Source organism: Ferdinandcohnia sp. GQ5 (assembly GCF_059759275.1).
On the sequence record NZ_JCAXEW010000004.1, the window covers coordinates 224,627 to 237,919 of the forward strand.

General features: G+C 36.3%; 11 protein-coding genes. All 11 read right to left on the reverse strand.

All coding sequences use genetic code 11. From position 1 onward, the window contains the following. Positions 1 to 2: 2 nt before the first annotated feature. Positions 3 to 1,070, reverse strand: a complete 1,068-nt coding sequence (locus AC6CHV_RS07045; RefSeq protein ID WP_498078449.1) for a glycosyltransferase — start codon at positions 1,068 to 1,070, stop codon at positions 3 to 5. Further along, positions 1,067 to 2,176, reverse strand: coding sequence for a glycosyltransferase (locus tag AC6CHV_RS07050; RefSeq protein ID WP_498078450.1), 1,110 nt, complete (start codon positions 2,174 to 2,176; stop codon positions 1,067 to 1,069). The genes AC6CHV_RS07045 and AC6CHV_RS07050 overlap by 4 nt, the downstream gene beginning before the upstream one ends. Before the next feature lies 1 nt (position 2,177). Beyond that, entirely contained in the window at positions 2,178 to 3,551 is a 1,374-nt protein-coding gene (locus tag AC6CHV_RS07055) for an oligosaccharide repeat unit polymerase (RefSeq protein ID WP_498078451.1), read from the reverse strand. A 12-nt stretch (positions 3,552 to 3,563) separates the two neighbouring features. Beyond that, on the reverse strand, positions 3,564 to 4,619 hold the full coding sequence (gene wecB / locus AC6CHV_RS07060; protein ID WP_498078452.1) for a non-hydrolyzing UDP-N-acetylglucosamine 2-epimerase: 1,056 nt from the start codon (positions 4,617 to 4,619) through the stop codon (positions 3,564 to 3,566). Positions 4,620 to 4,624: 5 nt separating this feature from the next. Beyond that, a complete protein-coding gene (locus AC6CHV_RS07065; RefSeq protein ID WP_498078453.1) occupies positions 4,625 to 6,208 on the reverse strand; it encodes an asparagine synthase-related protein in 1,584 nt (527 codons plus the stop codon). A gap of 9 nt (positions 6,209 to 6,217) precedes the next feature. Beyond that, positions 6,218 to 7,657 carry an oligosaccharide flippase family protein gene (locus tag AC6CHV_RS07070; RefSeq protein WP_498078454.1) on the reverse strand — a complete coding sequence of 480 codons (1,440 nt, stop codon included), beginning with the start codon at positions 7,655 to 7,657 and terminating at the stop codon, positions 6,218 to 6,220. Continuing rightward, positions 7,657 to 8,391, reverse strand: a complete 735-nt coding sequence (locus tag AC6CHV_RS07075; protein ID WP_498078455.1) for a DapH/DapD/GlmU-related protein — start codon at positions 8,389 to 8,391, stop codon at positions 7,657 to 7,659. Before AC6CHV_RS07075 ends, AC6CHV_RS07070 begins: the two co-directional genes overlap by 1 nt. Positions 8,392 to 8,413: 22 nt before the next feature. Next, positions 8,414 to 9,727, reverse strand: coding sequence for a nucleotide sugar dehydrogenase (locus AC6CHV_RS07080; RefSeq protein WP_498078456.1), 1,314 nt, complete (start codon positions 9,725 to 9,727; stop codon positions 8,414 to 8,416). Between the two features lie 215 nt (positions 9,728 to 9,942). Then, a complete protein-coding gene (locus tag AC6CHV_RS07085) occupies positions 9,943 to 10,689 on the reverse strand; it encodes a hypothetical protein (RefSeq protein WP_498078457.1) in 747 nt (248 codons plus the stop codon). Positions 10,690 to 10,774: 85 nt separating this feature from the next. Further along, on the reverse strand, positions 10,775 to 11,887 hold the full coding sequence (locus AC6CHV_RS07090; RefSeq protein ID WP_498078458.1) for an aminotransferase class I/II-fold pyridoxal phosphate-dependent enzyme: 1,113 nt from the start codon (positions 11,885 to 11,887) through the stop codon (positions 10,775 to 10,777). Positions 11,888 to 12,032: 145 nt separating this feature from the next. After that, positions 12,033 to 13,094, reverse strand: a complete 1,062-nt coding sequence (locus tag AC6CHV_RS07095; RefSeq protein WP_121445744.1) for an MraY family glycosyltransferase — start codon at positions 13,092 to 13,094, stop codon at positions 12,033 to 12,035. Positions 13,095 to 13,293 lie beyond the last annotated feature (199 nt).

Genomic DNA, 13,293 nt, shown 5'->3' on the forward strand with positions numbered 1-13,293 from the left:
AATCATTCCTTCACGATTTGATTATATAACGAAATCATTCCATTCGCGTTATCTGTCCAGTTATAGTTTTCCTCTACATGCTGGATACCGTTAGTTCCCATCTCTGCTCTTTTTGAATCGTCTTTAATGAGTGAAACAAAAGCTTCGGCAAGCTTTGATGGATTTCGCTTTGGTACAATGATACCCGTTTCACCATCTTTCACAACCTCAGGTAGTCCTCCAACATCTGATACAACCACAGGAACACCGCATGCCATTGCCTCAACAACCGCGACTCCGAAACTTTCACGTTCAGTCGAAGGTACTGCAAAAATATCAATTTGGTTGATATAATTCGGTACCTCATCATTTGGGACTTTTCCAGTAAATGTTACAACATCTTTAAGATTTAAATGCTGTACCAAATCCTCGTACTCCGCACGTTGAGGCCCCTCCCCAACAATCAAAAGTCGTGTATTGGTGTAAGTAGAATGCACCTTGGAAAATGCCTCAATTAAATCTCCTATACCATAATTATCAGAAAGTGCTTTAACTGTACCTATTGTTAAAGTATCCTCAACAGCCTGAGTATCAAGCGGCTTGAACTTTGTTAAATCTACTCCAAACGGAGTAATTTCAATCGGTTTATCCGTATATTTTTTCGTTTCTTCTCCCATTACTTTACTAGTTGAGCATACAACATTTGCCTGGCGAAGCGTATATTCTAGTATCTTTCGATTGACTGTATTTTTTTGAGGAAATTGATAAACATCAGTTCCCCATACCGAAACGAAAAATGGATGATACTGAGTCAATGCTCCGATAAAGCCATAGCTTGATGCGTAATGGGCATGTAAAATATCAGGTTTATACGTCTTCAATATCTTTTTAAGGGCGATTACACTCATAATATAAGACAGCTTTCCTGGTAAAAGCTTCGGAAGAACTTCTGTGTTAATCTCTTTTGCGTTCTTCTCCGAGTAATGATCCTTAAAAGTAACAACAGTTACATCAATTCCCTGTTGTTTGTAATAGGTTGCCCACTTATGGGTATGAATTGATTTACTTGGGGCTAAAACTAGAACTTTCATAGTTCCTCCTTAAGCAAAACTCTCTTAACCTTCTCCACCCTTGCTTCCCAAGAATGTTTTTCTAAAAATGTGGAATCGACTGCATCCTTATATATATCAAAGGACTCTATCATGTTATTGATAGCTTTTGCCATAGAGTCTTTATTATCTTCACAAATTACACCAAAGCTATCCGTTTCAATAAAACGTTTTTGGGCGGTACAGTCTGTAGCAATAACTGGAAGTCCGCTAGAAAGATACTCAACAAGTTTAACCGGTACAGAAAAGTCATTATATTCACTTCTAAACCGTGGGATAAAGGCAAAATCCATTTCTCCATAGACTACATCTAATTCTTTCCCGCTCACATGGCGTATTTCTACAGGGAGTTCACGAATCCTTTGTTTTTTCGTATCTGACAACCCATTAAATTCATTCTCCCTGCAAACAATCGTTAAATCCATCTTATGGCTCTCTCTGTTTACTATTTCAAGTGCATCAAGTAATAAATAAAGCCCATAATCCTCATTTTGAATAGCTCCGACATAAATACCTTTATACGGAACGATAGGATGTCTGCTTTCAATTTCTTTCTTCTTACCACCTGGCGGCAATTCATCTTTATTCCGATTAATGGCGACATATTTCCCCATTTCCGTACTTGGTAGAAAAATTGTATCCACATATTTTTCGAGAAACCTTTCTTCCATTCGATAGATGGATTGCATGATGAATCTTTTCGCACCCTTTAATGGATACAATTCATCAAACTTCCAATAGACGTCACGATAAAAGATTCCAACGGGAACTTGTTTTGATTGTAAATAACGTAATACCTGTCGATCAATGAACGGCTTCTTTGGACGATGGCCATTATCTGTTAACCATATGGGGATCGTTTGGTTTTCCATATAACAAAACCAAAGGTCATCTAATTTACCGCCAGTCACTAATTCGTTAAATTGCTTCTCTCTATCATCCGATTGTCCGGATATCAGAATGATTTCAACCTCTTCTTTTTGACCCCATTTTCTAAATGCTTGTAACATCTCATGAGGGCGGAGCTTGGACCCGCTGTCTACCTTATCCGCCAATTGGAATGGATAATAAATTAGAACCTTCTTCATCTTAATTCTCCCTCAGTCTTTTAAAGTAAGCCGTTAAATCAATCCGTACTCGAATAAATAATAGAATTCCTACAAATAAGAATGTTAGCAAGAACCAAATCGGGTTAAACAAGAAATCCGTAAATCCGCCAACCAATGTTCTTGGAATATTAATTGTAAAATAGATAAAGAGGCTTAAAAACACTGGATTTTTTGGAAGTCTGATAAAACAAATATAAAGCACTTGAACGAGTGCAGCTATATATATAGTACCAGCAACAATCCCAATATAGCCAAAATTCGCATAGGCTTCTGCTACATAGAGCGTGTTAAGTACTCCTGCAATTCCCGCTGCGACATTTTCCGGGTAGGCCAATTCCATCACCACTCGGGCTGACCGTACTTGATTCATATCAAAAAGCCCAATAATACTAGATGGTAAACTAGCCCCATTTAAAAACGGAACCGAGTTCCCAAAGAAATCTAAGTGTAAAAACATAGGAGCTATTTGAGATAAAATAATTCTTCCTATTGGTCCTGTTGAGTAGGATAAATAGCTACTAATGTTGCTCTGGCCAAAAATGAAGACATACATAAACAATAATAACAATACACCGGTCGACCCAACGAAAATGAACTTCGCAGCGTTGAACTTTGTCTTACCTATGTAGATCCGAACTAAGATAAACATAATCAAATAGAACAAAACTGGAGACTTTGCTAAATCATATACATTGATGAGTATTGCGCTAAAAAACAGAGCTAAAAATAATAACCTCCATTTTAACTCTCTTGTTTTTACCGAAAATACATAAGCAATAATCGATAATAATGGGGTTAATGCAACCGCAAATATATTACGAATGAGCACATTTCCAGAGAAGTTTCTTCCTGCATCGATTCGTAATTTCGCTAACTCTTCCCCACCCGCTCCCTTTAATAAGCTGAATAAAGGCACTTGGTTGGTTTTTAACATGGTGTACATGACAGCTAGAATACTTATTAAGGATAATGCTGCAAATAAAAAGTAGAACTCTGTTTTACGATTAAAAGCAGATTCAATCGGCTTTTCTAAATACGTTTTGAATTCTTTTGGAGCATCAAAGCCAGCTAGTTTACTTACAAGGAACATCGTTAATGGGAAAAATACCATAGCAAAACAGACAACAATAAACCCGATTAGCCGGTATTCCTGATGGTCGAGCTTATTCATCATATAAAAATGGTCGATACCTAAAACGATTAATAAACTTCCTATAAAGGAAGTTATTAAAAAGGAGTAGTAAAAACTAATCGATATTAGATTAGGAGTAAATAAAGAAAGGCTGCCTGCTGCCTTATAAAAGAAGACAGCAGAAAGAACTAATACAATCAGCCAAATTAAAATGTATAACATCGATTCTCACCTCTATTTTTCAAGAGAGTCAACTATTTTTTCCGCAGAGTTTCCATCTCCAAATAGAGGAGTATAAGATGGACTGACTTCCTTATATACCGCATTAATAATTTTCTCAACATCTGTGCCAACAAGAATATTTGCGTCTTCTGCTAGCGTTTCTACCCACTCAGTTTGTTCACGCACTGTAACACATGGCACTTCCATAAAATAGGCTTCCTTCTGTACACCGCCAGAGTCTGTAATGATTTTCTTCGCATGACTTTCTAGCGTTAGCATATCTAAATAACCTACAGGATCGATAACAACTAAATTGGGAATTTCATCGAGTTTAAAACCATATTCTTTTAATTTATTTTTTGTACGAGGATGGATTGGCCAAACCTTCACTTCTTCGATTCGTTCGAAAGCAGCTAAGATGTTTCCAATTTTCTCACGGTCATCCGTATTTTCTGCACGATGGATCGTAATTAAATGATAGCCTTTATCCTTCAGATTATGAGTCGATAGAATGGTTGACTTGTCCATCGCAATTTTTTTATTATAGACTACTGCATCATACATAACGTCACCCACATTGATCACATTATGACGAATGTTTTCATTATGTAGATTTTCAATGGCAGTTTCGGTTGGACAGAATAAATATTCAGAAACATGATCCGTCATGATTCGATTAATTTCTTCTGGCATTTTTTTATTAAAACTACGTAATCCTGCCTCGATATGAATAACCGGAATATGAAGCTTCACTGCTGCTAGAGCACCAGCAAGCGTTGAGTTTGTGTCCCCATACACTAATAAATAATCAGGCTTTTCAGCAACAAGAATTTCTTCAATTTTCGCTAGCATTTCACCTGTCTGTTTTCCATGATTTCCTGAACCTACTTCAAGGTGAAAATCAGGCTTTGGAATGTGAAGTTCTTCAAAAAAGATATCGGACATATTTGGATCATAGTGCTGCCCTGTATGAATAATTAATTCTGTATGTTTTTTACGCAGTTCACGAGATACGGGTGCTGCTTTAATAAATTGAGGTCTTGCTCCGATGACTGTAATAATCTTCAACGTATTCACCCTTTCAAATTTTTAATATAGTCTTTTACAAGGAAAGAATTAATATTATAAGGGTTCGTAAACCTTGAACCATTGTATGTAAAAGTTATATTTAATAAGTAGTTATAATAACTTCCGTAAATTCCGTACCATTCCATAGGATCTTTATGATACTGTTGGAATACCCTTTTTACATTATATCCTTTTCGTAACACACCGTACAAAGGACCGTATTTGTTCTTCAATGATGAACCAGACTGAATGGATAAAGTAGGTTCATCGAAAAAGTCAGGGTACATTTTATGCAAAGTTAGATTATACAAATACTTCTTATAGCGATATTTAACGGGCATCCTTAAAAAGAAATCGATTAATTCATCGTCCCACAGTGGAATTTCCCATTCTTGTTGGTAGTATTCGTAGGTACGTAAAGAATTAATAATAAATTTTGCCTGTCGTTCCTTCCAATCCCAAAATTCAAACAAGGCACTTGCTTGCTCAGAGTCTTGAAACGGTAAGTCTGAAAAAGAATGCTTTATCTCAGTAATAATTTCTCGATTTACATCTTGGTTAGAAGTGGACCATAAGCGATGATGCTTTCCAAGAATTGATTGAACAACCTCATCAGCAGTAAATTCTTTGTCTACAGTTAATTCAAACGGTATATGATCTCCTGAAATAAAATCACCAGTATGACCTGGTATGAAAACATATTTCTCGTTAGCATCCTTAACAAGATTTGTAACGGCCGGAGCATCTTGTATATGTGTCATTGACGAGTAGTTTGATGAGAATTTTACTAGTTGATCCCATTCCTTTGAATGATACCATTTAAACCAATTCTCTTTCGTATAAGGGAAGATTGTCCAATTAAAACCTAGTATATCAGCAATTTCCTTACTCTTTCTTGCTTCAGGATTTTCAGCTCTTCCGTACGTAAAGCTAGACACATTGGTGTGTCCGTATTCCTTTATTAGTAATGCAATGATACGTGAGTCATAACCACCACTAAGTGGAATCATGACCGACTTATCCTTTACACGTTCATAAAGCTTTGAAAAGGTCCGATGGAATACTTTCTCTAGTTCCAATGTTGCTTCTTCAATAGTTATTTCTTCAGGGCTATGATAAAACCGGAAATACCAGTCCTTTTGTAGGTCATTATCAATTATCTTTAAAAACTGACCAGCTTCTAGTTGATTCACACCTTTTAAAAGCGTTCGATCATTAGCTGTATAGCCCGTTATAATAAACTCATTCACTGAAACTGGGTCAATCTCTTTTGAAAGCCCGGTGCTAACCTTATCGCTTATCGTCCACTCATTACCATTCACAAAATAAAATAAAGGAAGGCTCCTTTTTCGATCCACAGCAGCAAAGGTTTTTTCCTTTGAAAGATAGATGAAAGAAAAGTCCCCTCGTAATTCTTGGAGAATCTCCTTGCCCACTTCAATGGATTCAAATAATTCAGCGATATTATTCGTGTTATAAAAGTGTTTTTTCCAATAAACAAAACCAGCAAAGTAAAGTACACTCCCACTTGCTAATTTTGTTTTATTCCAAATATAATTGTTTTTTATATCAACCTTAACATTTACCAATAAATCCACCTACACATCACTATTCATGGCTTTTTGATGTTTGCCTAGAATGTCTTTATCCACTCTACTTAGTATGGTTGTAATCAAAAAATAACCCCAAGCAAGTAAAATATAGATCCATGATAATTGACTTTCTTGTGTATATATAATGCCTGCAACTGCAATTAACATATTTATAAAAATAAACGACATTTTCCAGAAGGACACGGGTACATGATACTCTTTCTGACTTCTAAAGAAGATTAAGACGATAGCAACTACATAAGATAACAAATAGGCGATTACACTTCCCCAAATCGATAATTGAGGAATCAATATTACGTTTAGGATAACATTTACAATCGCAGCAATCCCAAAAGCTATTGATATGTATTTTGTCTTTTTCTTAAAGAAAATACCGACCGAGATAATCATGTAATAAAAATTCAAGAACGTAACAGCTGAAATTGGTGCAACATATTTATAGGCTTCCCAATAGTTCTTATCTAGAAGCTTTATTACCCATGGCATAATCGTTGCTACAAAGAGCACCCCTAATGTTCCAATCAGTAAAATAGCCATATATAATTTACCAAATACAACCTGGCTATCCTGCTTATCTTTAATGGACATGGAATAAGGGCGCCACGCCATTTGAACACCACTTGTAAGAAGTGTAATGAGGGAAGCAAATTTCACTGCCGTTCCATAGAGACCAACCTCTGTAAATGAAGTATACTCCTTTAAAAAGATCACATTTGAATTCACAATAACCCAAAACGCAAGTGATGCTGGTACAAGGGGTGCTGCATATTTCAGGATTTCCTTAAGTATTTCTTTATTAATATTAAAACTGATAAATTTCCGCAGATTAGGCAATAAAAGAATAACAATCAAGATTCCACTTATAATTCGGCCTATTAAAATACCTTCAACAGATGTCATTATCGTTGCTAATAAAGCATATGACAATACAGCAACTAAAAACATTTTTAAGACCGTAAAGATGACAACTTTCATTGTCTTGAATTGATAGCGCATGACTGTTAGGACTAAAGCTGCGATTGTATCAAATAATAAAATACCTGCGGCTATATAAAGTAAATGTACGGCATTGGGTGTTTCCAATAATAGGTTAGAGAGCCATTCTCCACCCAAAATGAACACAAGCGCACAAATTACAACAATTGCTAACCGAAAGCTCATAACCTGCTGTACATACTTAATACGTTTGTCTTCATCTTTGGTGTCATAATAATAATAAGCCAAAGCTGAGTCTGTTCCGAAGATAACCAAGAAGGTTAACATTGCACTAAGTCTATCAACATAATCAAGCACACCATATTCGGCTGGATCAGGTAAAAATCGTGTATAAATAGGCAGCATGATAAATGCAATCAGCTTTGTTCCTACGTTCATTAATGCATAAAGGAGGGAATCCCCTCCTAAACGTTTAATCTGAGCTAACACTATTTAAGCAACTCCCGCTCATCCACCATTTTACTTACTTTTGCAGGAACACCTTTTATAACTGTCTTTGGTTCTGTATTTTTCGTAACAAGAGCGCCAGCAGCTACAAATGTCTCTTCCTCTACCGTAATCCCAGGCAGAATAATAGAAGCACCGCCTACTCTCGCTCCTCGTTTCACAATCGCTCCTTTAATCTTATCAAAGCGTTCCTCTGTACGTCCCATAAAATTATCATTCGTTGTTGTTACACAAGGTGCGATAAAGACCTGTTCTTCCAACGTTGTATAAGCTGTAATATATGAATTAGATTGAATCTTAGTTCGATTTCCGATTTCAACATAATTCTCAACACACACACCACGACCAACAATGACATATTCGCCAATTTTCACATTTTCACGAACACTCGCCAAATCAGCGATTAATGTATTAGCACCAATAACAGCACCTCTATACAGAACTGCGTTTGCACCAATTGTAACTCCTTCTCCAATTTCCAAAGGAGGAACATCGCCAGATAATTTTACCGTACTCGTCTTTGCTGGCTTAGGTGGCTTTCCAACTACTGCACCATCCGCAATGGATGTATTATCACCAATAATCGTATCCTCATGGATTGTGACACGATTACCAATTAAGACGTTCTTACCGATCTTGGCACCCTTTTCTACGACTGAAAAATGTCCAATCACAACTGATTCATCGATTTGTACAGAAGGATCTATAAAATTCATGAATGGTAACTCCCTTATTGATTTATAATTTGTGGTATTTAGCTGGCAATGTAATACCCTTCATTGCATTACGTGTATCAAAAACAGCTTTACTATGATCTGCAATCATTTGATAATCAAAGTCCGAATGATCTGTTGTAAGTAACACTAAGTCTGCTTCTTCTATAATTTCTTTTGAGAACGGAATAGTTTCTACAACACGATTACAAGAACGGAAAGATTTCACATAAGGATCAATAACCTTAAATTCTGCACCTTGCTCATCTAATTCTTCAATGATTTTCAATACTGGTGATTCACGTACATCATCAATATCTTTCTTATAGGCAACACCAAGGATGGCTATTTTTGAACCTCTAAGTGCTTTACCATCTTCGTTAAGAATATGCATTGCACGGTTAACGACATACTCTGGCATTCCGTTATTAATTTCACCAGCCAACTCAATTAGGCGTGTATGGTAATTATACTCACGTGCTTTCCATGTTAAGTAGAATGGGTCGATTGGAATACAATGTCCTCCAAGACCTGGGCCAGGATAGAATGCCATAAAGCCATATGGCTTTGTTTTCGCTGCATCGATTACTTCCCAAACATCGATTCCCATTCTGTCACATAGAATAGCCATTTCATTTGCTAACGCAATGTTGATGTGACGGAATGTATTTTCAAATATTTTTTCCATTTCAGCAATAGCTGGGCTTGAAACTTCATGCACATCCCCTTCGAGTACGGAGCGGTATAAAGCGGCAGCAACTTTCGTACAGTTTTCAGTGATACCACCAACTACTTTTGGTGTGTTCTTCGTTTTAAATTGCTTATTACCTGGGTCAACACGCTCAGGAGAATAGGCAATGAAGACTGTTTCCCCAGTTACTAAACCTTTTGCTTCAAGAGCAGGTTTTACGATTTCTTCCGTTGTTCCAGGGTAAGTTGTTGATTCTAACACGATTAACATGCCCTCATGTGCGTATTTCGCAATTTCATTTGCTGAACTGCTCACATATGAAGTATCAGGTTGCTGATAAATATCTAGTGGGGTTGGTACACAGATCGCAACAGCATCTACTTCTGAGATTCGAGCGTAATCAGTTGTTGCCGTTAAATGGCCTGTTTTCACCATTTCACTTAAATCTTCATCTACTACATCACCAATATAGTTAATCCCTGTATTTACTTGCTCAACACGGCCTGCTTGCACGTCAAAGCCAATTACCTTAAAGCCAGCTTTTGCTTTTTCCACGGCTAGTGGTAGACCCACATATCCTAGTCCTACAACACCAATGACTGCATCTTTATTTTCTAATTTTGATAATAATTGATTAAAATGACTCATTATTATGTCCATCTCCTTAAATTTCCGTTTGAGTAATATCTGTGCTGACTGAATTAAGAGGTAGGTCTCTTTCATTATGTAAGACCGCACTTTCAAGTCCTTCATTTCACTCATGTGAATCATATTTTATTTTCACTCATTCATTCTTTATGATTCATCTATCCCTATATCCTTCGTAGAAAAAAAACGAATTTTGACGGGACACTAAAATGCCATTATTTTGAATCGTAATATCGCTTTGCTCTTTCAATATATTTTAATAAGGTTAAAAGCGCCACAGTAAGAATGAGACCTAAAAGTAAACCTATTAACGCACTTTCTAGGGTGTAGGTTTTGGTATCATCCACGGTTGAATCAAGAATTTCTGGATACTCGAACAGGTCAATATCATTATCCATAGAATTTACTGAACGGGTTGAATTGATTAAAGCCGCTTCGGCATCTAACCTCTTGGTTGCAAAATCAATTTCTAATTCATTTGGGTTTTCGTTATTAATTTTTGGTTCATACGTTTTTATAGCTTTTTCTAATTTTTCTATTTCTTCCTCTAATCTTTGCTTATTTGCTTTGGTACGATTAACTTGCAAATCAGACTGATTACGGATTTCCTCTTCCATTTGACTTGTTATAAGGTTCAATTCCGATTCAATGGTCTTGCGATCATCTCCAAAGATTTTAACCCTTAAATACCCACTAGAAGGGACATGTATCTTTAACTTATTATTAATTTTATCATTATACTTACTAGTATAATGAATAGGATCTGTGAGTGCTGGTGTTTTAACAGACCCTACATAAATAGTTGCCTGCCCTTCGTAATCCCCGTCCTTAGGCCACATAGCATTTACAGCAATAGCTAAGACAATCGTTATTATAGGCACAATCAAAAATGCCCATTTCTTCTTCCAAAAATACAAGAGATACTCATATAAAACAAAACGTTCTTCCTTGTTATTCGACAAGATTTCACACCATCTTTCTTACACATTACGTATTTGACAAGTAAAGAAAACGTCCCCAACCGGCGACGTTCCTTTATTTATTTAATTACTTGTTAAAAAACTCAGCAATTTTTGAAACGACGTATTCCTGCTGTTCAAGTTTTAATTCAGGGAACATTGGTAATGATAATGCTTCGTTTGCAATTTTTTCAGCTACAGGTAAATCTCCCTCTTTGAAGCCTAGTTCTTTAAAGACAGGCTGCACATGTAATGGCAGTGGGTAATAGACCATAGTGGCTACTCCTTGTTCCTTTAGATAAGTTTGGAGTTCATCACGGTTCGGTACCTTAATTGTGTATTGGTGGAATACGTGATAATTTCCTTCTACTTCAACAGGAGTTACAATCTTATCACCTACAGCTTCTTGTAAAAGCTTCGTGTAGTTTGCTGCTTTTTCTCTACGTAGTTCACTCCACGTATCTAAGTGAGGGAATTTCACATTTAAAACAGCTGCCTGAATTTCATCAAGACGGCTATTGTATCCTAATACATGGTGATAATATTTTGGTTTGCTTCCGTGAACACGGATTACACGGCATTGTTCGGCAATTTCATCATCATTTGTGACGATCATACCGCCATCACCATATGCTCCCAAATTCTTTGTAGGGAAAAAGCTATATGTAGCAGCAGTTCCTAATTCTCCAACAGTCTTGCCTTTTGATTTGGCACCAATAGCTTGTGCTGCATCTTCAATCACAATTAGCTTATGTTCTTTTGCGATCTCTGAAATAGCCTCCATGTCAGCCATCTGGCCATAAAGGTGAACTGGGATGATTGCTTTTGTGTTTGGTGTAATAGCTTCTTTAATTTTCTCAGGGTCTATATTAAATGTAACAGGGTCAATGTCTACAAATACAGGTGTAGCACCCGCTCTTACAATAGCTCCCCCAGTCGCAAAGAAAGTAAAGGTTGTCGTAATAACTTCATCTCCAGGACCCACTCCGGATGCCTGTAAAGCGATATGTATAGCGTCACTTCCATTCCCACAACCAATTCCATGGTTCACATGACTATATGTAGCAATATCTTCTTCTAACTTTTTTACATTATCTCCTAAAATAAAACGTGATGAGCTCATCACTTCATCAAGAGCTTGTAATACTTCTGTTTTCATTCCTTGATACTGTTCACTTAGATCAAGCATAGGTACTTTCATTTGAAAATTCCTCCAATAAAAAATAGATCTTACAATTTTTAATCATGAATAGTTTATCACAATCTGTCAAATATATTGATAGTAAATACGACAAAGTTCTCAAAAAAAATCCGTTTGTAACATTTGTCACAAACGGGCTACTTAATTATTGTCTTCCTGATACCTTTCGATATACCTTCATAACTTGCTCGGATTTCTTTTCATGAACAAGTCCAATAACTTCTGCTAATAGAAGTCCGCCGATGAACAGCATAAAAAGAATTAATATCGATCCCCATAATGTTGCACTGGAGAATAACACGGCACTAATGCTAAAAATGATACCAATACCGTATATGAATAATACTGTATTTCGATGCGATAAGCCCATCGCCAATAATCTGTGATGCAGGTGAGATTTATCTGGTGATGATATTGGGCGTTTATTTACTAAACGTCGAATAATCGCAAATGATGTATCAAAAATTGGAACACCTAAAATAATGATTGGAACGATAAAGCTAAATAAAGTTACGCTTTTGTATAGTCCTAGCAGAGACAGAATGGAGATACAATATCCTAAAAACAATGCCCCTGTATCACCCATAAAAATCTTCGCTGGGTAAAAATTATAGAACAAAAATCCGATGATACTGCCTAAAATGATCAAGGATAAGGTTAAAATTAAATTTGCTCCTGCAATACCAGCCATGATTGCAACTGTCCCTATACTAATAGCTGAGATCCCTGCGGATAATCCATCTAATCCATCAATCAAATTAATCGCATTCGTAATCGCTACAATCCAAAAAATTGAAAGTGGGTATGCCCAAAAATCCAGTTCAAACCTTCCAATAAAAGGAATGGTAATAAAATCAATTGTTAAGCCCGTCCAAACGACTAAAGAAGCCGCAATAATCTGACCGAATAATTTCACTTTTGCTGATAACTCATACATGTCATCTAAGATTCCAAGCAAAATAATAAGGATTGCCCCAACAGTAATACCTGTTACCTGTTCTTTATAGATACCAGCAACAAAATAACCAACAGCTACCCCGATAAAGATAGCTAAACCACCTAGACGTGGCATAATTTTCGCGTGGACTTTTCGATAATTCGGTTTATCTGTTGCCCCTATTTTGTGGGCTAATTTTATAACTAATGGAGTTACAAGCAATACCGCTATCATTGGTAAAAGAAACGATAGAACCATTTGTATTTTCATGTATTATCACCTTTTTTCGGATAAAATAAGCCTTATCCACACTATTTCATATCGTAACATAAATCTAATGGAAATCAATTGTTTTTTTGTGATTGTACTACTCATTATATAGTTATTCCCTAAAGGGAAGACTGTCATGATAGATAATTACAAGTAATAATGACCTACTTTTCCAAGAAGGTTGTTTTCATCCATAAGA